Source organism: Bacillus sp. HMA207 (genome assembly GCF_003402455.1).
GTDB lineage: Bacteria > Bacillota > Bacilli > Bacillales > Bacillaceae_G > Bacillus_A > Bacillus_A cereus.
This window is the reverse complement of sequence record NZ_BEZT01000001.1, coordinates 1,017,127-1,041,070: the sequence shown is the minus strand read 5'-3', so window position 1 is coordinate 1,041,070 and position 23,944 is coordinate 1,017,127. Positions and strand designations below refer to the sequence as shown.

The window sequence follows — 23,944 nt, the reverse complement described above, 5'->3', positions numbered from 1 at the left end:
AACTAACTGTCTTTATTTTATCCAATTCCAACACAAAAAAATAAAGTGGTGTTTCACCACTTTATTTTGCGTATTCCACTGCACGTGTTTCACGAATAACAGTTACTTTAATATGTCCTGGGTAATCCAGTTCATTTTCAATACGTTTTCGGATATCACGAGCTAAGCGATGAGCTTCTAAGTCATCGATTGTATCTGGTTTTACCAAAATACGAACTTCACGTCCTGCTTGAATTGCAAATGACTTTTCAACGCCTTCATAAGACTCTGAAATCTCTTCTAACTTTTCAAGACGACGAATATAGTTTTCAAGTGTTTCACTACGAGCTCCCGGTCTTGCAGCTGATAAAGCATCTGCTGCTGCAACTAAAACTGCAATGATAGAAGTTGGTTCTGTGTCACCATGGTGAGATGCGATACTGTTTATAACTACAGGATGCTCTTTATATTTCGTTGCAAGTTCAACACCAATTTCAACGTGGCTTCCTTCTACTTCATGGTCAATCGCTTTTCCGATATCATGTAATAGACCTGCACGTCTTGCTAGTTTTTCATCCTCGCCAAGCTCTGCCGCCATAAGTCCAGTTAAATATGCAACTTCCATAGAGTGTTTTAAGACGTTTTGACCATAACTTGTACGGTATTTTAAACGACCTAAAATTTTAATTAAATCTGGATGTAATCCGTGAACACCCACTTCAAACGTTGTTTGCTCTCCGACTTCGCGAATATACTCGTCCACTTCACGTCTTGATTTTTCGACCATCTCTTCAATACGCGCTGGGTGAATACGTCCGTCCTGTACTAGTTTATCAAGAGCGATACGAGCTGTTTCACGACGAATTGGGTCGAATCCAGAAAGGATTACCGCCTCTGGTGTATCATCGATAATTAAGTCAATACCCGTTAACGTTTCTAACGTACGAATATTACGACCTTCACGCCCGATAATACGTCCCTTCATTTCGTCATTTGGAAGATTTACAACCGAAACGGTTGTTTCAGCAACATGATCAGCTGCACATCTTTGCATTGCAAGAGATAAAATCTCTTTTGCTTTCTTATCCGCTTCTTCTTTCGCGCGAACTTCACTTTCTTTTACCATAACAGCGATTTCATGAGAAACTTCACTTTCTACTTTACCAAGAATAATTGCTTTCGCTTGTTCGCGTGTCAGATTGGAAATGCGCTCTAATTCTGTTTGTTGCTTTTGAACTAACTCTCCCACTTTGCTTTCCAACTCTTCAATCTGTTGTTGTCTCGCTACAAGAGATTCCTCTTTCTTCTCTAACTGTTGCTCGCGTTTATCGAGCGTTTCGTCTTTACGATCAAGGTTCTCTTCTTTTTGCATTAAACGATTTTCTTGTTTTTGTAATTCGCTTCTACGGTCACGAATTTCTAATTCAGCTTCTGTACGAAGTGTATGAATTTCATCCTTTGCTTCTAAAAGCGCTTCTTTCTTAAGTGCTTCAGCATCACGATTCGCTTCGTCTAAAATACGTCTCGCTTCATTAGCCGCACCATTAATCTTCGCTTCAGCAATAGACTTTCGAACAAAAAAGCCAACAACTGCACCGACTGTTGCAAGCAAAATGGAGATGAGTATCCAAACTGTACTCGTCATGATTTCACCTCCCCTTGCTATGAATGAAAAAAGACTGTCGGCATGTACATTGAATTACAACATACAGCAAAGACCGTCGTCCCGCTTTTTTAAGGGACTTTCTTCATTTCACAATTAAAATGTCATATTATTATTTCGGTAAGATTTAAACCTTACTCCGAATATTACTTCTCTTCTTGAGAAGAGTATATTGTATATAAGAAAAAATATACATTCTCATTGTATCTATCGTAATTTTCATTGTCAAGCGTTGTCTACTTTTACTTTCTTTGCCTTCAGCCTTGAATGTGACCTAAATTTTAAAAGTAAGGAGCCTACTATACTGGAAAACCTTAGTAATTCCCATTTCTTTTACTTAAAATATTTAAATATCCCTCTTTACACAACGCATTTGAAGTAAAAAAATAAAAGACACGAGGCCGTGTCTTTTATTTTTTTAATCAAGAAGAGTTGAATCTTCTGCGCCCTCAGCACCAGAATCTTCACTAATTCCGTGATGCTCACGAATAAAGAAGGCAATTTCTTCTCTTAAATCTGTATTTTCTTTTAAGAACTGCTTCGAATTTTCACGACCTTGTCCTAGGCGTTCTTCATTATAAGAATACCAAGCACCGCTCTTTTGAACGATATCAAGCTCAGAAGCCATATCCAAGATTTCACCTTCTCTTGAAATACCTTCTCCGTACATAATATCAACTTCAGCAACACGGAATGGTGGTGCTACTTTATTTTTCACTACTTTTACTTTTGTTTTATTACCAACGATGTCGTTACCTTGCTTTAATTGCTCCGCACGACGCACTTCAAGACGGACAGTTGAATAGAATTTCAACGCACGACCACCTGGAGTTGTTTCTGGGTTTCCGAACATAACCCCAACTTTTTCACGAATTTGGTTAATAAAGATTGCAATTGTTTTTGATTTGTTGATTGCTCCTGAAAGCTTACGAAGTGCTTGTGACATTAAACGTGCTTGTAAACCTACGTGTGAGTCACCCATGTCGCCTTCAATCTCTGCTTTCGGTACAAGAGCTGCTACAGAGTCAATTACGATAATGTCAACCGCACCACTTCGTACAAGTGCTTCCGCGATTTCTAATCCTTGCTCCCCTGTATCAGGCTGTGATAATAGTAATTCATCTATGTTAACGCCTAATTTTTGTGCATATACAGGATCCATTGCGTGCTCCGCATCGATGAATGCTGCTTGTCCACCTTGACGTTGTACTTCTGCAATTGCATGTAATGAAACTGTCGTTTTACCTGAACTTTCAGGTCCGTAAATTTCGATAATACGGCCACGTGGATATCCGCCTACCCCTAGTGCCACATCAAGTGCTAAAGAACCACTAGAAACTGTAGAAACTCTACGCTCCGCTTGTTCTCCTAATTTCATAATTGAACCTTTACCGAATTGCTTCTCTATTTGTTTTAACGCCATATCTAACGCTGCTTGACGATCACTCATTCAAAATTCCTCCTTAACTGAATTGCTAATCTTATTATACCTATTTTCAATTCAATTTGCCAACAAAAATCGAACATTTATTCGATTTTTTTATTTTCTATCAAATAATATCTAAATTTAACCGTAAAAAAACTAGAAGAAACTTATATCTCTTCTAGCTTTTTATATAAATGATAAAATCCATATTTTGCTGTTCGTTCTCTAATTTGTTGACGACTTCCGCTTAAATTAAGAGGAAAGACTACAGTTGGTTCATCCTTAATAGAAAGCCCAACAAATACTGTTCCTGGTTCTTTCTGTTCTGAAGCATCTGGCCCTGCTACACCAGTGAAACTAATTCCGATATCCGCTTTTAGTACATCCTTAACATTTTCAGCAAGATAACGAGCACATTCTTTACTAACTGCACCATCAGTATGCAACACTTCTTCAGGCACACGTAAAACATGTTGCTTCACATCATTATGATAACAAATGACACCGCCTTTAAACACAGAAGAAACACCAGCGTTTTCAGTTACTTGATTTCCAAAAAGACCACCTGTTAAACTTTCTGCACACGCTAAAGTTAACCCTTTTCTCTTCAATAACTCGATTGCCTTATAATGCAAAAATTCTTGGTCATATCCGTAGAAAAATTCTCCTACTCTTTCTAAAATCAAATCTTCCACATATTGAATTAGTTTCTCCGCTTCGCTAACATTTTGATGCTTAGCGGTTAAACGTAATGTCACTTCTCCATCATTTGCTAATGGGGCAATTGTTGGGTTTGTTTGTCCATCAATTAAATCTTGAACTTTCACCTCTAATTGGGACTCCCCAATACCGAAGAAACGAAGCACACGAGAATAAATGTTTTCTCCTGTTGTAAAATTACGTAAAAAAGGCTCTACGTAACTTACATACATTGGTTTCATCTCTTTTGGTGGCCCTGGTAATAAAATATAAACTTTTCCGTTCTTATTTACCCCCATACCCGGCGCCATACCGTGGTCATTTGCAAATACTGTTGCTCCATTTAAAACGAGCGCTTGCTTTTTATTATTCTCCGTAAATTCACGGCCTGTACGCTTAAAGTAATTACTTATTAAGGCTAATGCCTTTTCATCATACACAAGCTCTTCATCTAAACTAGTAGCTATCGTTTCTTTCGTTAAATCATCTTTTGTCGGTCCTAATCCACCTGTGAAAATAAGTATATCAGCACGTTCTTCCGCAGCTTCAATCGCCTTTTGCAATCGCTTATTATTATCACCAACAACAGTATGATAGTACACGTTAATTCCGATTGAAGCTAACTTTTCAGATAAAAACTGGGCATTTGTATTTGCAATTTGTCCAAGTAATAATTCAGTTCCAACCGCAATAATCTCAGCATTCATCCCAATTCCCCCATAAACTTCTATTTTGAGTTTACAAAAGCAGCTCTATTTTTCCAGAAATAATCCCATCCTGAAATAACAGTAAAGATTAATGCAATCCATATGAAGATATCCGCAACTGGAATATGGATTAAATTTAAAGGTACATCGTGTAATAAATATGCTGCAATCGCAATAATTTGTGTCCATGTCTTAATTTTTCCTAGCTGGTTTGCTGCAACTACTTCCCCTGTTCCAGCAAGTACAAGACGTAAACCAGTTACCGCAAACTCACGACTGATAATTACAATAACAATCCAAGCCGGTACATATTGCATCTCTACCAATGTAATAAGTGCTGCCGAAACAAGTAATTTATCAGCTAATGGGTCAAGAAACTTCCCTAAATTCGTTACAAGATTATATTTTCTTGCGTAATGTCCATCAATCCAATCTGTAGCTGAAGCAATGATAAAGATAAGTGCCCCCACTAAATGTTGAATCGGTAAATCAACATCACCAATTTTGTATGAACCCCAATCAAAGGGTGCTAACATAATTACCATAAAAATTGGAATTAAGAAGATTCTAGATATTGTAATTTTATTTGGTAAATTCACAGCTATTCCTCCATCATATCAAAAACATTTGTTCATCGAAAAAAAGTCATCGAAGCGATGACTGTTATTGTGCAGGTTGCTCTATCCCTTGGTTTTTTATCACCAATCTTTGGTGAAGTTCTTTTTCTGGATCCAATGGATAAGCGACCACTTGGCCATTCAGTTTAACTTCAACATTCGTTGCATTTCCAATATTAAGTCGCACTTCTTTTAATGTTGATACATCACGTTTTTCTATTTGGCCCTCTTGTACTGTAGCGTTTAGAATCACATTCCCAGCATCATCTTTAACATCTACATAACTCGCACCTTTACCCGATAATTCCAGTTCTAATGTTTTATTATTATGAATTTCCAAAGTAGATACCTTTCCAGTTGTTCCAACTACTTTCACTTCTTGCTGTCCAGTTGGTTGTGCTGGTTGCTCCTCTTTCTTTGGTTCTTCTTTCTTTGGTTCCTCTTTTTTTGGCTCTTCCGCTTTCACTTCATCTTTCTTCGTATCTAACGGAGAATCTTTCGCTTTTTGAACTTCAATTTTCTCACTTTGAGCGCTCGGAACTTTTTCATCATCTTTTCCAGTTAACGCTTGAAACACAAACCAGATTACCACTCCAACTGCGATTACTAACAGCGCAACTAAGATTTTCGGCATGTGATCTGCAATTGGCCATGATGAAGATTTTTGCATTGTTTCTTGTGTTTTTTGTCCCGTTGATACTTGTGGAACTTCACGCTTTTCAGATTGTGGTATCGTACTCTGATGTTCTACGAGCAGTTCCTCTCCATTTAATCCAACCGCATCTGCGTATTGTTTAATGAATGCACGCGCATAAAAAGCTCCTGGCAATACATCATAATTGCCTTCTTCAATTGCCACTAAATGGCGTTTTTGAATTTTTGTAATCTCATGCAGCTGATCAATAGACAAGCCTTTCGCTTCTCTTGCTTCTTTCAGCTTTTGTCCCAATTCCGTCACTACTAACACCTCAATATTTCTTTAAAAGTCAAACATAGAGAAATTATTTTGCGTACCTTGCTCAATTTCATCTACTAAATTATATTGAATTTCTTCATCATAATCGTTACGCAACTCGATAATATAATCAAAATCATCCAATGTGTATTCTGACTGACTCACAAATACATCAGGATGTTCCACAACTTTCGTTGCAGGCAATCTCATAATTTCACGAACGAGCTGCCAATGTCTTTCGTTAGCACGCTTCGTTGACACAATTCCATCTAGGATGAAAATATTGTCATCGCTATACTCATCTTCAATTAATTGACTACGAACAGTTTGCTTAATAAGAGTAGATGATACAAATAACCACCTTTTATTTGCACAAACACTTGCAGCAACAATGGATTCTGTTTTTCCGACACGAGGCATTCCGCGTATCCCAATTAGTTTATGGCCTTCTTTTTTCATAATTTCTGCCATAAAGTCTACAAGTAAGCCTAATTCATCACGCACAAATCGAAATGTTTTCTTATCATCTGCATCTCGTTGTATGTACCTACCATGCCTAACCGCTAGCTTATCTCTTAGCTTGGGCGGACGATATTTCGTTACCGTTATGTTATCCATCGTATTTAAAATTGATTCAAGTCTAGAGATTTGCTCTTGATTATCACACATAAGAAGTAACCCACGTCGTGCATTATCTACACCATTAATTGTGACAATATTAATGCCGAGCATACCGATTAACGAAGAAACGTCACCAAGCAAGCCAGGTCGGTTTTTATGTATTTCATATTCAAAATACCATTCAATCATCCAAGATCACTCCCCTTGCTTACTTTACACCTACGTACTATATTATATGATTTCACCTTAATAGGGAAGCTAAATGTATAATCTACCCTGTGTAATTATTATACAAAAAAAGTAGAGAGGAGAATCTCCTCTCTACTTTTACTTATGTTGTACGAACTTAACCATTAAATTTGCAATTGTATGTTGCTCCTGTTCATCAGCAACTTTCCAAAGCTCAGCTAATAATTTCTCTTGGTCATTGCGTCCTTCTACTTCATTAGCAAGATAGTCGCCAACACGAAACGCCATATCTGATACCGCACCGCCATCTAAACCTTTGTCTTGTGCTTGCTCTAAACGTTCTCCTAAAAAGCTCTTCCACTGATCAAAATTATCTAATACTGACATAATTAAGCACCTCACTATTGAGTAATAAAATCATCCTTAATTTGTGCAACTATTCATTTTTTATGTAAGAATTTTTTAGCAGTGCCAACCGCCATTCACTCCGATAATTTGTCCAGTTATGTAAGACGCTCCTGGTGATACGAGGAATGAAACTGTTTTCGCTACTTCTTCTGGTAATCCTATTCTACCTAATGGTATATCTTCAGCAATTCCCATTTTATCTTCTTCAGAAAAAACACTTAACATTTCCGTTTCAATTGCTCCTGGTGCTACTGCATTCACACGTAATCCACTTAAAGAAACTTCTTTCGCTAAAGCTTTCACATATGAATTTTGTGCCCCTTTTACCATTGAATAAAGCACTTCACAAGAAGCCCCTATTTGTCCCCATATAGATGAAACAATTACAATATTACCACTTCTTCTCCCGATCATAGGCGGAAGTGCCATAGAAAGTAATTTATATACGTTCTTCACTTGAAGTTCTACCATATAATCCAATTCATCGTTTGTTACATCTGTTACTAGTCCAAAAATACTCTTCCCAGCTGCGTATACAATAACATCAATAGGATGTTCAATTTGTCCCCACAATTGCTCTGCTCCATCACTAGAAGCTAAATTCGCTTGAACAGGGATAACTTCTCCCCATGCCTTCTGCAATTCCAATACCTTTTCTTCACTGTTATTGTAATGAACATAAACTGTATATCCATCTTGAATTAATTGTTTCGAAATAGCAGAGCCAATTCCTCCGCTCCCTCCAGTTACTAACGCATACTTTTTCATAAAGTCCCTCTCTTATCTCTACAAGTTCAATTTTCACATAACTAAATAATACCCTCATCTTACAATTTTTCAATGATAAGATGAGGGTATCTTTTTAATTTTATTTTTTCGGTAACACCTGACAAATACTCATTTTGTCTTCTGATAACAATAATTTCGCTACTTCTTGTAAGTCTTGAACGGTTAGTCCTTCTAATACAGTCAATGCGTCAAATAGGCTAGATTCATTAAACGCGTATCGTGTAAATTGATTTGCAATATATTCTGGTGAATTCAACGAGCGTAAAAAACCACCAATTTTCTTTTTCTTCACTCGTTCTAATGCCGCCGCATCTAATTGATCATAATCTGTTTTTAATAAAATATCTTTTAAACGATTTGCCAATTCATCAGGTTGTTTCGTATCACCGCCAACCATTGCAAAACCGAAGTTATTTTCTTCTGTATAGTCATACGAGAATGAATCATCAATAAGCCCTTCATTATATAAAGTTTCGTAATGAACAGAACTTTTTCCAAATAAATAATCTAAGAGTAACGTAAGCGCAATTTCTTGTTTTAAAAGCGCTTGCCCCTTTTCCTTTAAATTAGTCGCTTTAATACCAACTAAACATTTCGGTGTTTGCACAGGCATTGAAATAATTTTTTTCTTTTCATTTACCTCATTTGGTTCTTTTTCAAATGAACGCACAATTTCTGGCTGGTTTTTATAATCTTTTTTCGCTTGATTTTCACGTACTAAATCCATTGTTTTCTCTGGATCAATTGCACCCACAACAAATAATAACATATTGCTCGGATGATAAAATGTTTCATAACATTCATACAATAAATCTTTCGTAATTTTACTAATAGATTCGATTGTCCCTGCAATATCAATTTTAATTGGGTGTTTTACAAACAAGCTATCAATTAACCCGAAGTACAAACGCCAATCTGGGTTATCTTGATACATTTGAATTTCTTGCCCAATTATCCCCTTCTCTTTTTCAACCGTTTTTTCAGAGAAATAAGGCTCTTGCACGAAGTTTAGCAATGTATTTAAATTTCGTTCTACGTTTGAAGTACATGAAAAAAGGTAAGCTGTTCGTGTAAAGGATGTAAAAGCATTTGCCGATGCTCCTTGTTTACTAAACAATTGGAAAGCATCGTGATCTTCTTTTTCAAATAATTTATGCTCAAGAAAATGTGCAATTCCATCAGGCACACGAATCATTTCTTCTTTCCCTAATGGTACAAATGTATTATCTACAGAACCATATTTCGTCGTAAACGTCGCAAATGTTTTATTAAATCCTTGTTTCGGTAAAACATATACATCTAATCCATTAGGAAGTTTTTCATAATAGAGTGTTTCTTTTAATTGCTCATAAACAATTTTCTCCATTTACTCTCCCTCCGTTCCTTGTAAAAAGTAAATTGTATCTAGTTCAATATTTTTAGCAACTTTTACAATTTCTTCTTTCGTCACACTTTCTATACCTGTAAGCCATTCTTCAACTGGACGTGTACGATCTGAAATAATACCATGATATAGCATTTCTACAAAGCCACGTGGTGTATCAATTGCCTCTAATATTTGATTTTGGATGACACTTTTTGTTTGATGTATTTCTTCTTCAGAAAACTCTCCGTTTTGCATCGCAAGCATTTGTTCTTTAATAATCTCAACTGCTTTTTCATAATTTTTCGCTTCGATTCCTGACATAACAAATAATAAACCTTTATGACTTTCAAAGCGCGATGCTGCATAGTACGCTAAACTATTTTTTTCACGCACATTTACGAATAACTTCGAATGAGAAAAGCCACCAAACAATCCATTGAACAATTGCAATGCAAAATAATCTTCATCTTTATATGTGACAAATGTACGATAACCGATGTGTAATTTACTTTGTTTTAATTCTTGTTTTTCAACAACTTCTTTTTCTTCATTGTTTCGTCTATGAAGGAGTACATTTCTTTCTCTCACTGGACGAGTTGAAATAGAAAAATACTTACTTACAAGATCAACGGCGTTTTCTGAAATATCACCAATAATATATAGATCCATTTCATCTTCCGCTAACACCTTTTGATAATACTGATACAAACTTTCATTTGTAATAGACATAACACTCTCTTTTTTTCCATTTGCACTTAAACGATACGGTTCTACTTTGCACATTTCTTCAATTAAACGCTCGTTTGCATAACGCATTTTATCATCATAAGTAGCTTCAATTCTCTGTAACAGTGCTCTTTTTTCACTTTCTACGATAGAAGATAGGAAACCGTTCCCCTCCGTTGCTGGATGTAACACAATATCTGACAACATAGAAAGCGCTTTTTCAAATAACGGTGGTGCATCATGTAAATAAACTTCATTTGCAATGTCTACATAAATGGAGATAATATGGTCTTCCCCTTTTTTACTTACATCTACCGCTAAAGAAGATCCGTATAATTCTTCTAAATATTGACGAAGACGAATTACAGAAGGTAATTTTTCTGTCGCACTTTGCAATACGTATGGCAATAGGGCACGCTCTGTCACCGTCTCCTCATTTAAAGGCGCTTTAAAACGAAATACAAAGGTATTCGTTTTATATTTATCAGTCGGAATAATATGTACGCGCAAACCACCTAACTCATGTAGTTGTTGTTCCATTAGTTTCATTTATAGCCCTCCTTTACGTATATAGGAATATTCCTCTTCAATATACAGTTTTTAGAAATAAAAAATCAACTTTTCTCCCTTATTATGCTTACATATGATTCTTTCTAAAAACTTTAATATGTAAGGAACATAGTAAAATTCCGTATTAAATATATTCTATGTAAAAAAGCCCACACTAATGTGCGAGCTTTTTTATACTTATAAAATACTTATCGTTTTCCTTTTTCATAAGGAGTTCCTAATGCTTTAGGAGCTTCAGAACGACCTACAAAACCGACAAGCGCTAATATTGTGAATACATATGGTAATATCGTTAATAAAACACTTGGAATTTGGTCTAATACAGGGATTGTACCGCCCGTTACACTTAAAGATTGCGCAAAACCAAAGAATAGAGCTGCACCTAGTGCGCCTAGTGGATTCCACTTTCCAAAAATCATAGCAGCTAAAGCTAAGAAACCTTGTCCTGTAATAGTTGCCCCTGAGAAGTTATTAGAAATTGACATTGCAAAAATCGCTCCACCAATTCCAGCAAACACTCCTGAAATACAGACTCCAATATAGCGCATTTTATATACGTTAATCCCCATCGTATCCGCTGCCATTGGGTGTTCACCAACAGCACGTAGACGAAGACCGAACGGTGTTTTATAAATAACATACCAAACAACGAATGCTAAAATAATGGCAATATATGACGTTATTGGTACGTTCGAGAAAAATATTTTCCCTAAAACCGGAATATCCGAAAGGCCTGGAATATCAATCTTTTCAATACGATACTGAATAAAGTCAGTCTGCCCTTTATCAAAAATCTTCTTAATTGCAAATACTGTTAAACCAAGAGATAAGAAGTTAATGGCTACACCACTTACAACTTGATCTGCTCGGAATGTAATAGAAGCTACCGCATGAAGTAATGCAAATAATCCACTACCAATTGCCGCAAATAGTAACGCAATCCACGGAGTCATCGTTCCCCAAGTATCACCCATTAATAAGTTTGTAACAACTCCAATAAATGCACCAAATAGCATTAGTCCTTCTAATCCGATATTTACAACACCCGATCGTTCACTAAATACACCACCTAGTGCCGTGAAAATGATAGGTGCCGATGTATATAACGTACCCGTCACAAGAATGGCTAATATATCTAAAAAGCTCATTTATTTCCCCTCCTTGCTCATGCGTGTAAGCGCCCATCTTAACACATAACTACATGCAACAAAGAAGATGATACATGCAATAATTACATTAATAAGCTCTGACGGTACATCTGCCTCAAAGTTCATTTGAGGGGAAGCACTTTTCAAACCACCAAATAATAAAGCTGAAAGGATTATACCAAACGGATTATTCCCTCCAAGTAATGCTACGGCAATCCCATCAAATCCTACTCCTGTAAACGAAGACATCGCTGTCATACTCTGGAATGTCCCTAATCCTTCCATCGCTCCACCAATCCCCGCAAATGCACCAGCAATTGTCATGGAGAATACTACATTACGAGAAACTTTCATACCTGCATATTGAGAAGCATGCTGATTAAATCCTACTGACTTTAATTCGTAACCTAAAGTTGTTCGATCTAATAAGAACCACATTAAAATAGCGATTAAAATTGCTACAATAATTCCCCAGTGTAGACGTGAACCATCAGTAATAGAAGCAAGCCAGTCTGAAGATAGTGACGCACTCTCTTTAATATCATACGTTTTGTCATTACCCGCATGTAAGAAACGCTTAATGATGTCATACGTTACATACAACGCGATATAGTTCATCATAATAGTTACAATAACTTCATTCACTTGAAACTTCCCTTTTAAATATCCCGGAATGAAGCCCCAAATTCCGCCCACCAATGCTGCAAATAAAATAGATAATGGAATATGAAGGAAAGCTGGTAGTGAGACTGCATAACCGAACCAAACCGCTGCAAGCCAACCAACTAACAATTGACCCTCTACCCCGATATTAAATAAACCTGTACGAAATGCAAACGCCACCGATAAGCCAGCAAGAATAAGCGGTATCATTGTACGAAGCGTTTCACCAATCGCACTTGCGCTGCCGAACATTCCTGTCCAAAGTGCACTATAACCAACAATTGGATCATAGCCACTAACTAGCATTACAATCGCTCCTACAAGTAAGCCGAAAATAACGGATAGTACTGGGACTAAAATATTTATCGTTCGTTCTGTTAAAAGCTTTTTAGCCATTTGTACCCACCTGCTCCTTCTTTGTTCCTCCAGCCATTAACAATCCAAGCTGTTGTTCATTCGTTTCTTTCGCATCAACTATTGCTACAATTTCCCCTTCATAAATAACAGCAATTCGATCGCTAACATTTAAGATTTCATCTAACTCTAATGATAAAAGTAATACACCTTTTCCTTTATCCCTTTGCTCTATTAATCTCTTATGAATAAATTCAATTGCTCCTACATCTAAACCACGTGTTGGCTGTGCCGCAATTAATAAATCTGGATTTCGGTCTACTTCACGTGCAATAATTGCTTTTTGTTGATTCCCCCCAGATAGAGCGCGTGCTAACGTTTGCTCACTAGGTGTACGCACATCAAACTGTTCAATAAGAGCCTTTGCTTTTTCTGTAATTTTGCTGAAATTTAAAATCCCTTTCTTTGAAAATGGATTTTTATAATACGTTTGCAGAACTATATTATCTCTAACAGAAAAATCAAGAACGAGTCCGTGTTTATGACGATCTTCTGGAATATGACCAATTCCTTCTTCTGTTATTCTTCTAACAGGCCAATTTGTTATTTCTTTTCCTTTAATTGCAATAGAACCTGACTCAACTTTTCGTAAACCAGTAATTGCTTCTATTAATTCACTTTGTCCGTTTCCATCAATCCCTGCAATCCCAACAATTTCCCCCGCACGAACAGTTAAGTCAAGGCCTTTTACAGCAGGTAGTTGACGTGCATCGTGAACAACAAGGTTTGCAATTGAAAGTACCTCTTCTTTTGGCTTCGCGTCTATTTTTTCTGTTTTAAAATTCACTTGACGTCCGACCATTAATTCTGCAAGTTTATTTTCATCCGTATTTGCAACGTCAACCGTTCCAATCCCTTTTCCTTTACGAATAATCGTACAACGATCGCAAACTTCCATAATTTCTTTCAACTTATGTGTAATAAGAACAATAGATTTTCCTTCTTGCACAAGCTTTTTCATAATTTGAATTAGCTCATGAATTTCTTGCGGTGTTAACACAGCTGTTGGTTCATCAAATATTAAAATTTCTGCACCGCGGTAAAGAGTTTTCAAAATCTCAACACGCTGCTGCATACCAACTGAAATATCCTGTATTTTCGCATATGGATCTACAGATAAACCGTATTGTTCAGACAGTTTTTGAATTTCTTTAGCAGCTTCCTCAACAGCAATTTTCCCTTTTTTCTTCGGTTCATTTCCGAGAATAATATTCTCTGTAACTGTAAAATTATGAACAAGCATAAAGTGTTGATGGACCATTCCAATACCAAGGTCATTTGCTATATTCGGATTTGTGATTTTTACAGGTTTACCTTTAATTTTAATTTCACCCTGCTCTGGTTGGTACAAACCAAATAGTACATTCATTAATGTGGATTTCCCTGCACCATTTTCTCCAAGTAAAGCATGTATCTCACCCTGCTTTACTTGCAGCGTAATATCATCATTCGCTACAATGCCTGGGAATACTTTCGTAATGTTATTCATCTCAATTACGTATTCCATTGTGTTCCTCCTTTTAACAGGGAACATTCCCTATTACACTATTAACTTATTAAGCAATTCGGAAGTTTTATACATACAAAGGTTAGTTCTATGAACTAACCTTTGCTATTTCTCTATTTATTTTTTTAGAGAAGCTTCGTATTCTTTATACTCTTTATCTGTAGCTGGCACTTTAATTTCACCGGCTGTAATTTTCTTTTCAAGCTCTTCTACTTTTGTTAAAATTTCAGGGTTAACTTTTTTCACGTTATCAGTTGTTTTTGAAATACCAATACCGTCATCTTTTAAGCCAAACTCTTCAATTTTTCCACCTTTTAAATTCCCATCTTTTGCTTCTTTAGCTACTTTTTCTACTGCTACATCAACACGTTTAATCATTGAAGTTAATGTTACATTTTCAGGCATACCTTCTTGATGTTGGTCACGGTCAACACCGATTACCCAAACATTTTCACCTTTTTTCTTACGGTTTTTCGCTTCTGTGAACACACCGTTACCTGTACCACCAGCAGCATGATAAATTACGTCTACGCCTTGACCATACATTGCTGAAGCAAGAACTGTACCTTTTTCAGGCTTATCGAATGCTTCTGCATATTCAGATACGATTTCAATGTTTGGATTTACTGCCTTTGCACCAGCTTTAAATCCATTTTCAAATTTACTAATTAAATCACTTTTCATTCCACCAACAAATCCTACTTTATTCGATTTTGTTGACATAGCTGCTACCGCACCTACAAGGAATGATCCTTCATGATCTTTAAACGTAATGCTCGTTACGTTCGGTGCATCTACAACAGTATCTACGATTGCAAATTGTTGTTTTGAAGATTCTTTTGCTACTTCTTTAATTGCACCTTCTAATTTATAACCAATTCCGAATGTTAAATCATATTTATCTTTTGAGAATTTTTTTAAATTCGGAATATAATCAGCTTCTTTTTCAGACTGAAGGTAACGATAATTTGTCTTTTCTTTTAAACCATTATCTTTACCAAACTTTTGTAACCCTTCCCAAGAAGATTGGTTAAATGACTTATCATCAACGCCCCCAACATCCGTTACAAGACCAACCTTGAAATCTTTATTGTCTTTCGTGTCTTTCTTGTCACTGCTCGCCTTATCCGAGTTACCACATGCACCTAAAACTGTACTTGCTGCTAAAGTTAATGATAATAAAAGGCCTGCTTTTTTCTTCATACTAGAAACCCCTCCAAAAATGATATATATTTATTTATTCTTACGCTGCTGTTCCTTACTTCTTGCTGTCACCTCCCTAAAAAGGAATTTACCTACATACGCTTTCTTAATACGTGGAAGCTAAATTTATCAGCTCTAAAGTAATTGATAGAATATAAGATTGGCTCATCATTTTGATCATAGTGCATTTGTTTTAATACAAGCAGTGCTGTTTCAGGCTCACATTCTAAAATTGGTGAGATTTTAGGGTGATAGCCAATTGGCTCAATGTGAGCAACCGCATATGTTATGCGCTTATGCGTGTTATTATGTATCACCGTTAATAATGATTCCTCATTGTAACCCGATAAGTCTGGCAATATTTCTTTTGCAAGTTTATCGATACAATACACAACAGGTTCCCCATCTGCTGTACGCACGCGTTCAATCATCACTGCATTAAAACCATCTTCACTATTAAACTTCTCTTTTTCCTCTTCTGTTAAAGTTGTAGTAGATGATGATAAAAAGATTGTTCCTGGTGTTTTCCCCACACTAGAAATCATATCTGTAATACTAGAAAGTTGTTCTATTCCAGAAGAAAATAATGGCTTTGCATTTACAAATGTCCCTACACCATGTCTACGAATGACAACATTTTCTTCTTCTAAAATACGCAACGCTTCCCTTAAAGTCGCTCTACTTACGCCAAGTTCTTTCGCTAAATCAAACTCTGATGGTAACTTTTGTCGTTCTTTATAAGCGCCATCTTTAATTTTTTCTTTGATGTGATCAATCACCCGTAGATATAGGTGACGACTATCAGATTTTACTGACATAAGACTCCCCCGCATTTCAATTATTCGACCTCTGATGTAAGACTTCTTTTCTCTTTTTTCAACTTACAACATAGTACAAATGACTAAACACCAAAATAAGTGTAATTGTCGAATAAATAATAATAATTTTTTAAAATAAAATTTTCACTCTTTATTGCATAAAAAAACTTTGCACCATAAACATTCCTCATTTCGAGAAAAAGTTCGGCACAAAGATCCTTTACATCCTTTGTTACACACTTTTCCCCTCATAGTCTAGCAATTCATGGTTGCCAGGTAGAAACTTATGGACCTTATCTCCAAGATTATATGAGGCAGTGATTCTTTTCGAAGTAATCTTACCACTTGCTCTCATACGTGTCAACAAAATCTAACATTTTTCTGCATTAAATATCGAACATTTACATAAAACATACTAAAAGTATTCGTATTCTAAAGGGAACCCCTAAATGTAAGCCCTTTCTTTATCGCTGAGTATAGTATATAACAAAAACACTATATAAAAAAGCCTAATTGTAAAAACAATTAGGCTTTTTTTAAGAACTTTTTTCTTGTACATCATTAATGAGTACTTCCCTCGGTTTACTCCCTTCATACGGACCTACTACACCATTCATTTCCATTGCATCAATTAGGCGAGCAGCTCGCGTATAACCTACTCTAAACCTACGTTGTAACATAGAAACAGATGCTGTTTGCATTTCCACTACAAGTTGAACCGCTTCATCATATAATTCATCTTCTACTTCCTGCTTCGTATCAGGAACATCTTGCGGAATCATATCTTCTTGATATTGTGCTTTTTGCTGTCCAATAACATATTCTACAACTCTCTCAACTTCATCATCTGATAGAAATGCGCCTTGTACACGTACAGGTTTCGATGCACCAATTGGTATAAACAGCATGTCTCCACGACCTAGTAGCTTCTCTGCACCACCACCGTCAAGAATTGTACGAGAATCTGTTTGAGAAGATACAGCGAATGCAATACGTGATGGAATATTTGCTTTAATAACACCCGTAATAACGTCAACTGACGGACGTTGCGTTGCAATAATTAAATGAATACCAGCAGCACGAGCCATTTGCGCTAGACGCATAATCGCATCCTCTACATCAGACGAAGCAACCATCATTAAATCTGCTAACTCGTCCACAATTACTACAATATAAGGTAATTCGGGTTGTTTCGCTTCTGATTGACTATTATGCTCTTTTATATAATCGTTGTATCCTTCAATGTTACGTGTACCACTATGAGCAAACAATTCATAACGACGTTCCATTTCACTCACAACTTTTTTCAATGCTTGCGATGCTTTTTTCGGATCAGTTACAACTGGCGTTAACAAATGAGGCACACCGTTATATACATTTAGCTCTACCATTTTCGGGTCAATCATCATTAATTTTACTTCATGTGGTTTTGCACGCATTAAAATACTAACAATAATACCGTTAATACATACACTTTTCCCGCTACCTGTCGCACCAGCTACGAGTAAATGAGGCATTTTATTTAGACGGGCTAATACAGCTTCACCTGTAATATCTCGGCCAAGACCAATTAACAACTTCTCTTCCGGATGATTATTAGCCTTAGAGTCAAGAACTTCCCTCAGCGTTACCATCGAAACCTCTGAGTTTGGAACTTCGATCCCTACAGCTGATTTCCCGGGAATTGGCGCTTCAATACGAATGTCCTTTGCAGCTAAAGCAAGGGCTAAATCATCACTTAAACTGACAATTTTGCTTACCTTTACCCCCATATCAGGATACACTTCATATTTTGTAACTGCAGGACCTCTATGCACTTTTGTTACTTTCGCTTTCACTCCAAAACTTTGGAATGTACGTTCTAATTTACGAGCATTCTCATAAATTTCCGCATTTTCATTTGTAACTTGCTTATTCTTTGGAAATTTTAATATATCAAGTGAAGGAAGCTTGTAATCTTTATTTTCTACATTTGAAAATTGCATAGGAGGTGCTTGCGCTTCACTCTCTAACGATTCAACAATTTTTTCTCCACGCTTTTTCTTTGGTTCTTCAATTGGCGGAGTCTCTTCAATAAACGGTGAAGTGATCAACTCTTCTTGCTCTACTTCGATTCGTTTATCCTCTTCTTCATTTACAGGATAATTCTCAGTGAAATTCGAAATAATCGGAGGATCAATTGAGATTTCTTCCATCGGCTCAATAATTTCTTCTTGTTCTGCAGCACGTTTGCTTCTTGTGCTTCTTGTTGTTTTTTTCTTTTCTGTTTGTTCAGCCGTTCTTTTGGCTCTCCAATCTTTATAATCCCCTTGCATCACTTGAAACTGACTTCTAAGAATTCTACCAACTGGAGCTAACACTTCTCCAATATGCTTATTTGTTATACAAAGTATACCGAGAATAACTAGAATAATACCAATGATATAAGCTCCTACTTCGTCAAATAAGAAGTAACATGTTGCGAACATAAGCGCACCAAACATACCACCACCTAAATGAACGCTATCTGGCCCCTTTTTCATTTCAAGAAAGAAGTTATCTTTCGTACTCACAATAACAGAAGTATTTTGCACTGCTCCATCTTTTGTAAGAAGGTTAAATAATGTAATATGACTAAACATTAATATCGCCAATACAATTAAATAAAATCCAATTAATCGTTTATTTAAAAGGTTCGGCCATCCGCGTTTTATAACAAAGGAAACCGATAAAGCTATTACACCTAACACACCAATTATGTACCACTCACCAAAGAAGAAGCGAAAAAATAACACAAACGATTTCCCTACAACACCTAGCTGTAAAATCGTAATGATTGAAAGTGCAAAAAGAGTTAAACCGACGATTTCATAATACAAAGTTGGCTTTATCGTACGTCTTGCCTTTGCCTTCGTCCCTCTTTGCTTTTGTTTTGCCATTTCTTCACCTCGTGTTCTACATATAAGTAAAGCTCCCTTCAAAATGCTCTATTTATATGTCTGTTTTCTCTATTTTTCAGGTCTTTATATCTTCTATTTTTACACTTCTTGTAAAATGCTAAATAAACAGAAGAAAGCAGCCTACTCATGGCTGCTCAACCGTCTTGTTTTTTATATTATACCATAGCTTCTAAACAAAATCCTTCTTTTTGCTAAAAGGTTATTTTCTGACCGGGCTCAAACTCTAAATAGTGAAGTGGGTCCGTACTTAGCACACGTACAATAGAATAACATCCATGTTCCTCTTCAGAAACCATTAATTCCACACCATTTATATTTACAACTTTTTGACTTTCACATTGTGAATAATCGACCGGATACACAAGTTGCTCTGGCATAATTGTATATAAAATCATTGTAGCATTGTCCCTTCTGTACTATCTTCCGCACGAACATCTATTAATTCGTTTAATTTTCGAATCGCATTTCCAATACCGCCGACATCATCTATAAGACCGTACTTTACTGCATCTCCACCAATTACATTCGTCCCAATATCTCGCGTTAAATTTCCTTTCGCAAACATAAGCTCTTTAAAACGATCTTCTGTTACTTTCGAGTGCTTCGTCACAAAACGAATGACTCTTTCTTGCATCTTATCCAAATACTCAAATGTTTGTGGCACACCTATGACAAGACCTGTTAAACGAATTGGATGAATTGTCATCGTCGCAGTTTCCGCAATAAACGAATAGTCAGTAGAAACAGCAATCGGTACACCGATGGAATGTCCCCCACCTAAAACTAGAGATACTGTTGGTTTTGAAAGTGAAGCTACCATTTCAGAAATTGCTAGCCCAGCTTCAACGTCACCTCCAACTGTATTTAATATTAAAAGCAAACCTTCAATTTTCGGATTTTGTTCAATCGCAACAATTTGCGGAATGATATGCTCATATTTTGTTGTTTTATTTTGCGGTGGTAATTGAACATGACCTTCCACTTGTCCGATAATCGTTAAACAATGAATACGTGATTCATTCATCTGTGGTACATTTGTCTGTCCAAGCTGTTGAATTTTTTCAACTATTGAAGCCTCTTTTCCAGCTTCTTTTGGCTCAGCTTCTTTTTCTTCATTTGTATATCGATCACGTTCTGTCATTTCGCATCCCCTTTCACTCGTATATAACTATTATTTCTTAAGTTATAAATTTCATTCGATAGGGTTAAAAAGAAAAAAGATCACCCATAAGGGTGATCTTTTTATACTTCCATAATAATCGGTAAAATCATAGGTTTTCTCTTTGTCTCTTCGTACAAGAACTGTCCTAATAATTCACGAATATTTTGTTTTAACATTGACCATTCAATTGAATATTCTTTAATTGACTGCTCAACAATCATACGTACAATCTCTGTAGATCGTTCAATTAACGCTTCTGATTCACGAACATATACGAAACCACGTGAAATGATTTCTGGACCAGAGATAATTTTCTTTTCATCTTTACCAAGTGTTACAACAACTACTAGTATTCCATCTTGAGATAACATCTTTCTATCTCTAAGAACGATATTACCAACGTCACCTACACCTAATCCATCAATTAAAACATTACCAGCTTGTACTTTACCGACTAAGTTCGCTTCATCGTCACCAAAAGCAATTACATCGCCTTTTTCTACGATAAAGATATTTTCTCTTGTAATACCTACATCTTCAGCTAAATATGCATGTGCTTTTTGCATACGGAACTCACCATGTACGGGTACAAAGTACTTTGGTTTCATTAAATTTAACATTAATTTTAATTCTTCTTGGCTACCGTGACCTGACACGTGAACTTTTCGTTCGCCGTAATAAACAACTTCAGCTCCAGCTCTAAATAACAAATCAATAATTTTTGATACAGATATTTCATTACCCGGAATTGGTGAAGCAGCAATGATAACAGTATCACCTTTACGAATTGAAATTTGTTTATGTGCTTGTTTTGCCATTCTAGATAGAGCAGCCATCGGTTCACCTTGACTACCTGTCGTTAAAATAGCTACCTTTTTCTCTGGAAAGTTGTCTACTTCTTGTAATGAAATAACCATACCTTCTGGAACATCTAAATAACCAAGACGTCTTGCAATGTCTACTACTTTCACCATACTACGTCCTACTACCGCTACTTTTCGCCCTGTTTCAGCAGCTGCATCAAATACTTGTTGAATACGATGTACATTCGATGCAAATGAAGCAACGATAATACGACCTTCTGCACCGTAGAACACTTTAGAGATTTCTACACCAACTTCTTTTTCTGAACCTGTATAGCCTGGGCGCTCTGCGTTTGTACTATCAGATAATAAGCAAAGTACGCCTTCATTTCCGATTTGCGCCATTTTCCCAAGGTCTGCTCCACTATTTCCAATTGGAGTTTGATCGAATTTAAAGTCTCCCGTATATACGACTGCACCTTTTGATGTATGGAAACAAACGCCAACAGAATCCGGAATACTATGTGTCGTTCCGAAGAATGACACCGTTGTAGTGTTAAATTCTACTGTTGAATTTGAATCGATTGTTTTTAGGTCTACACGGCCTAACATGCCCGCTTCACCAAGTTTTTCTTGTATAAGTCCTACTGTTAATTTCGTTGCATAGACTGGAATAGATAATTTACGAAGTACATACACAATTCCACCAATATGATCTTCATGACCGTGAGTAATAAATAAACCTTTTACTCGCTCTTGATTTTCCACTAAATATGTAATATCAGGAATAACGATATCAATTCCAAACATTTCATCTCCCGGGAACATTAACCCTGCATCTACGATAAAGATTTCAGAATCAATTTCAACACAGTACATATTTTTCCCGATTTCACCTACTCCACCAAGAGCAAATACTTTAACAGACTCATTCTCTTTTCTCTTCATGTTGTTGCCTGGTTTAAAAATCTTGCAAACACTGATTTCACTAAAATTGCAGAGACACCAGGGGAAACTCTACAACCACCATATTTTCACCGTCCAAGACGAATGTCCTTACCGTTATGCGATATCATGTCCTTGTTTATTTTTTAAACCAGGTTTCACCTCTCTTTCATTATATAAATCAAATATCTTATTCGATATGATATGAAAATTTAATTAAATTATAATTTTTCCCAATTTTGCTAAGCATACCCGTACTAAGCTACTTAGCCATATTATACCTGATACAAGAAATAGAACACAAGTTAAATCGTGCGAAAGAAAGAGTAAAAGAACGGAATGACAACAAAAGTATCGAACGTATTTCCTTTATATTTACTCCGATTTTATACTCCATATTATTTTTAAGAACTAGCCATACATACGCTAAATTCATTTCATAATAGGAAGTTTCAAGATTTATTTTTCTAGAATCCAACAAAAACACTTACAAAATGGAGTTTTTTTATGAATTACGTCACATTTGAGGGGATTTCTCTAAAAACAGACACCGTAGTTTATTACGTTTATGCCATAATATCTATCATTTTTTGACTCAGTTAAAGGGGTACGATTATTTTCTTATACACATAATGAAGAAGCGATTAATATTCTTATAAGAACACATATAAGTGAGAAAAAGAGGAAAAGATTTGCATATAATAAAAAATGACCTAGTTCTACACTAGGTCATTTTTTATTAACGAGGGATAGATTGCATTACAGATTGTAACGTTACTCTTTCTTCTTCTGTTAATGGAAGAAGTGGTAAACGTACAGAACCTACATCTAATCCAACCATTTGTAACGCTGTTTTTACTGGAGTTGGACTTGGCGCCATAAATAATGAATCAGTTACTCTTACAAGTAATTGATGTAATTTTTGTGCCTTCTTAAATTCTCCTGCTTGAAATGCTGTAATCATTTCTTGCATTTCGTTTCCGATAACATGAGAGGCTACCGAAACGATACCTTTCGCTCCAACTGCCATAGCTGGTAACGTTAAACCGTCATCACCGCTGTATACCGCAAAGTCGTCCGCTGTTTTTTCAATGATTTCTGTCATTGTTAACACATCGCCGCCGGCATCTTTAATAGCAACAATGTTTTCTATTTCTGATAAACGAACAACTGTATCAACGGAGATTTGTACAATAGATCGTCCTGGAACGTTATATAGCATAACCGGAAGCGGCGTGCTTTCAGCAATTGCTTTAAAATGCTGATACATTCCTTCTTGACTCGGTTTGTTATAATACGGTGCTACTAGCATTACTGCATCCACACCAACTTCTGTTGCCTTTTTAGTTAAGTCAATAGAAGCATGCGTATTATTGCTACCTGTTCCAGCGATTACGGGCACTCTTTTATCGACAACAGATACGACATGGCGATATAACGCTACTTTCTCTTCTGAAGTTAATGTAGGAGATTCTCCTGTCGTTCCTCCTACCACGATTGCTGTTGTACCGTTATCAATTAAATAATTTACCAATTTCGTTGTCTTTGCAAAATCGATATTCCCGTTTATATCAAACGGTGTTACCATCGCGGTTGCAATTGTCCCAAAATCTATCATGGTCTCACT

The 23,944-nt window shown here is 36.2% G+C and carries 20 protein-coding genes and 1 riboswitch; all 20 genes read right to left on the bottom strand.

The window, feature by feature from the left end; translation table 11 throughout:
* Positions 1–61: 61 nt before the first annotated feature.
* The gene (gene rny, locus HMAS_RS05650; RefSeq protein WP_000204911.1) at positions 62–1,624 is read right to left on the bottom strand and encodes a ribonuclease Y; all 1,563 of its coding nucleotides are present in this window, start codon (positions 1,622–1,624) and stop codon (positions 62–64) included.
* A gap of 436 nt (positions 1,625–2,060) precedes the next feature.
* Positions 2,061–3,092 (bottom strand): recombinase RecA, encoded by a 1,032-nt coding sequence (gene recA, locus HMAS_RS05645; protein WP_001283860.1) that lies wholly within the window; start codon positions 3,090–3,092, stop codon positions 2,061–2,063.
* A 143-nt stretch (positions 3,093–3,235) separates the two neighbouring features.
* Entirely contained in the window at positions 3,236–4,474 is a 1,239-nt protein-coding gene (cinA, locus tag HMAS_RS05640; RefSeq protein ID WP_006928395.1) for a competence/damage-inducible protein CinA, read from the bottom strand.
* A 20-nt stretch (positions 4,475–4,494) separates the two neighbouring features.
* Positions 4,495–5,073 (bottom strand): CDP-diacylglycerol--glycerol-3-phosphate 3-phosphatidyltransferase, encoded by a 579-nt coding sequence (gene pgsA, locus HMAS_RS05635; RefSeq protein ID WP_001052967.1) that lies wholly within the window; start codon positions 5,071–5,073, stop codon positions 4,495–4,497.
* Positions 5,074–5,137: 64 nt separating this feature from the next.
* Positions 5,138–6,049 (bottom strand): helix-turn-helix domain-containing protein, encoded by a 912-nt coding sequence (locus tag HMAS_RS05630; RefSeq protein ID WP_000137461.1) that lies wholly within the window; start codon positions 6,047–6,049, stop codon positions 5,138–5,140.
* Positions 6,050–6,070: 21 nt separating this feature from the next.
* The gene (locus tag HMAS_RS05625) at positions 6,071–6,856 is read right to left on the bottom strand and encodes a DUF3388 domain-containing protein (RefSeq protein ID WP_000574107.1); all 786 of its coding nucleotides are present in this window, start codon (positions 6,854–6,856) and stop codon (positions 6,071–6,073) included.
* Between the two features lie 138 nt (positions 6,857–6,994).
* Entirely contained in the window at positions 6,995–7,243 is a 249-nt protein-coding gene (locus tag HMAS_RS05620; protein WP_000114450.1) for a DUF3243 domain-containing protein, read from the bottom strand.
* Between the two features lie 75 nt (positions 7,244–7,318).
* Positions 7,319–8,032 carry an elongation factor P 5-aminopentanone reductase gene (ymfI, locus tag HMAS_RS05615; RefSeq protein ID WP_000759604.1) on the bottom strand — a complete coding sequence of 238 codons (714 nt, stop codon included), beginning with the start codon at positions 8,030–8,032 and terminating at the stop codon, positions 7,319–7,321.
* 100 nt (positions 8,033–8,132) lie between these two features.
* On the bottom strand, positions 8,133–9,419 hold the full coding sequence (yfmH, locus tag HMAS_RS05610; RefSeq protein WP_000411980.1) for an EF-P 5-aminopentanol modification-associated protein YfmH: 1,287 nt from the start codon (positions 9,417–9,419) through the stop codon (positions 8,133–8,135).
* Positions 9,420–10,694, bottom strand: coding sequence for an EF-P 5-aminopentanol modification-associated protein YfmF (gene yfmF / locus HMAS_RS05605; RefSeq protein ID WP_000772418.1), 1,275 nt, complete (start codon positions 10,692–10,694; stop codon positions 9,420–9,422).
* A 209-nt stretch (positions 10,695–10,903) separates the two neighbouring features.
* On the bottom strand, positions 10,904–11,863 hold the full coding sequence (locus tag HMAS_RS05600) for an ABC transporter permease (protein WP_000008857.1): 960 nt from the start codon (positions 11,861–11,863) through the stop codon (positions 10,904–10,906).
* Positions 11,864–12,922, bottom strand: a complete 1,059-nt coding sequence (locus HMAS_RS05595; protein WP_001085254.1) for an ABC transporter permease — start codon at positions 12,920–12,922, stop codon at positions 11,864–11,866.
* On the bottom strand, positions 12,915–14,447 hold the full coding sequence (locus tag HMAS_RS05590) for an ABC transporter ATP-binding protein (protein WP_000456914.1): 1,533 nt from the start codon (positions 14,445–14,447) through the stop codon (positions 12,915–12,917). The genes HMAS_RS05595 and HMAS_RS05590 overlap by 8 nt, the downstream gene beginning before the upstream one ends.
* Positions 14,448–14,564: 117 nt before the next feature.
* Complete coding sequence (locus HMAS_RS05585; RefSeq protein ID WP_000725771.1) at positions 14,565–15,650, bottom strand: BMP family lipoprotein; 1,086 nt, start codon at positions 15,648–15,650, stop codon at positions 14,565–14,567.
* Positions 15,651–15,742: 92 nt separating this feature from the next.
* Positions 15,743–16,468, bottom strand: a complete 726-nt coding sequence (locus tag HMAS_RS05580; protein WP_000114182.1) for a GntR family transcriptional regulator — start codon at positions 16,466–16,468, stop codon at positions 15,743–15,745.
* A 231-nt stretch (positions 16,469–16,699) separates the two neighbouring features.
* A riboswitch (purine riboswitch) is annotated at positions 16,700–16,801 on the bottom strand.
* A 203-nt stretch (positions 16,802–17,004) separates the two neighbouring features.
* Positions 17,005–19,386, bottom strand: coding sequence for a DNA translocase FtsK (locus tag HMAS_RS05570; RefSeq protein WP_001118782.1), 2,382 nt, complete (start codon positions 19,384–19,386; stop codon positions 17,005–17,007).
* A gap of 212 nt (positions 19,387–19,598) precedes the next feature.
* Positions 19,599–19,802, bottom strand: a complete 204-nt coding sequence (locus tag HMAS_RS05565) for a YlzJ-like family protein (RefSeq protein WP_000605036.1) — start codon at positions 19,800–19,802, stop codon at positions 19,599–19,601.
* On the bottom strand, positions 19,799–20,548 hold the full coding sequence (gene tepA / locus HMAS_RS05560) for a translocation-enhancing protein TepA (RefSeq protein ID WP_000139806.1): 750 nt from the start codon (positions 20,546–20,548) through the stop codon (positions 19,799–19,801). Before tepA ends, HMAS_RS05565 begins: the two co-directional genes overlap by 4 nt.
* Positions 20,549–20,649: 101 nt before the next feature.
* Entirely contained in the window at positions 20,650–22,320 is a 1,671-nt protein-coding gene (locus HMAS_RS05555; RefSeq protein WP_000823096.1) for a ribonuclease J, read from the bottom strand.
* A 736-nt stretch (positions 22,321–23,056) separates the two neighbouring features.
* On the bottom strand, positions 23,057–23,935 hold the full coding sequence (dapA, locus tag HMAS_RS05550; protein WP_000564763.1) for a 4-hydroxy-tetrahydrodipicolinate synthase: 879 nt from the start codon (positions 23,933–23,935) through the stop codon (positions 23,057–23,059).
* Positions 23,936–23,944: the final 9 nt, after the last annotated feature.

Excerpts from the sequence above, each read along its gene's own strand:
- rny (WP_000204911.1), bottom strand. The coding sequence starts at position 1,624 with ATGACGAGTACAGTTTGGATACTCATCTCCATTTTGCTTGCAACAGTC.
- recA (WP_001283860.1), bottom strand. The coding sequence starts at position 3,092 with ATGAGTGATCGTCAAGCAGCGTTAGATATGGCGTTAAAACAAATAGAG.
- cinA (WP_006928395.1), bottom strand. The coding sequence starts at position 4,474 with ATGAATGCTGAGATTATTGCGGTTGGAACTGAATTATTACTTGGACAA.
- HMAS_RS05625 (WP_000574107.1), bottom strand. The coding sequence starts at position 6,856 with ATGATTGAATGGTATTTTGAATATGAAATACATAAAAACCGACCTGGC.
- HMAS_RS05620 (WP_000114450.1), bottom strand. The coding sequence starts at position 7,243 with ATGTCAGTATTAGATAATTTTGATCAGTGGAAGAGCTTTTTAGGAGAA.
- ymfI (WP_000759604.1), bottom strand. The coding sequence starts at position 8,032 with ATGAAAAAGTATGCGTTAGTAACTGGAGGGAGCGGAGGAATTGGCTCT.
- yfmH (WP_000411980.1), bottom strand. The coding sequence starts at position 9,419 with ATGGAGAAAATTGTTTATGAGCAATTAAAAGAAACACTCTATTATGAA.
- yfmF (WP_000772418.1), bottom strand. The coding sequence starts at position 10,694 with ATGAAACTAATGGAACAACAACTACATGAGTTAGGTGGTTTGCGCGTA.
- HMAS_RS05600 (WP_000008857.1), bottom strand. The coding sequence starts at position 11,863 with ATGAGCTTTTTAGATATATTAGCCATTCTTGTGACGGGTACGTTATAT.
- HMAS_RS05595 (WP_001085254.1), bottom strand. The coding sequence starts at position 12,922 with ATGGCTAAAAAGCTTTTAACAGAACGAACGATAAATATTTTAGTCCCA.
- HMAS_RS05590 (WP_000456914.1), bottom strand. The coding sequence starts at position 14,447 with ATGGAATACGTAATTGAGATGAATAACATTACGAAAGTATTCCCAGGC.
- HMAS_RS05585 (WP_000725771.1), bottom strand. The coding sequence starts at position 15,650 with ATGAAGAAAAAAGCAGGCCTTTTATTATCATTAACTTTAGCAGCAAGT.
- HMAS_RS05580 (WP_000114182.1), bottom strand. The coding sequence starts at position 16,468 with ATGTCAGTAAAATCTGATAGTCGTCACCTATATCTACGGGTGATTGAT.
- HMAS_RS05570 (WP_001118782.1), bottom strand. The coding sequence starts at position 19,386 with ATGGCAAAACAAAAGCAAAGAGGGACGAAGGCAAAGGCAAGACGTACG.
- HMAS_RS05565 (WP_000605036.1), bottom strand. The coding sequence starts at position 19,802 with ATGATTTTATATACAATTATGCCAGAGCAACTTGTGTATCCGGTCGAT.
- tepA (WP_000139806.1), bottom strand. The coding sequence starts at position 20,548 with ATGACAGAACGTGATCGATATACAAATGAAGAAAAAGAAGCTGAGCCA.
- HMAS_RS05555 (WP_000823096.1), bottom strand. The coding sequence starts at position 22,320 with ATGAAGAGAAAAGAGAATGAGTCTGTTAAAGTATTTGCTCTTGGTGGA.
- dapA (WP_000564763.1), bottom strand. The coding sequence starts at position 23,935 with ATGATAGATTTTGGGACAATTGCAACCGCGATGGTAACACCGTTTGAT.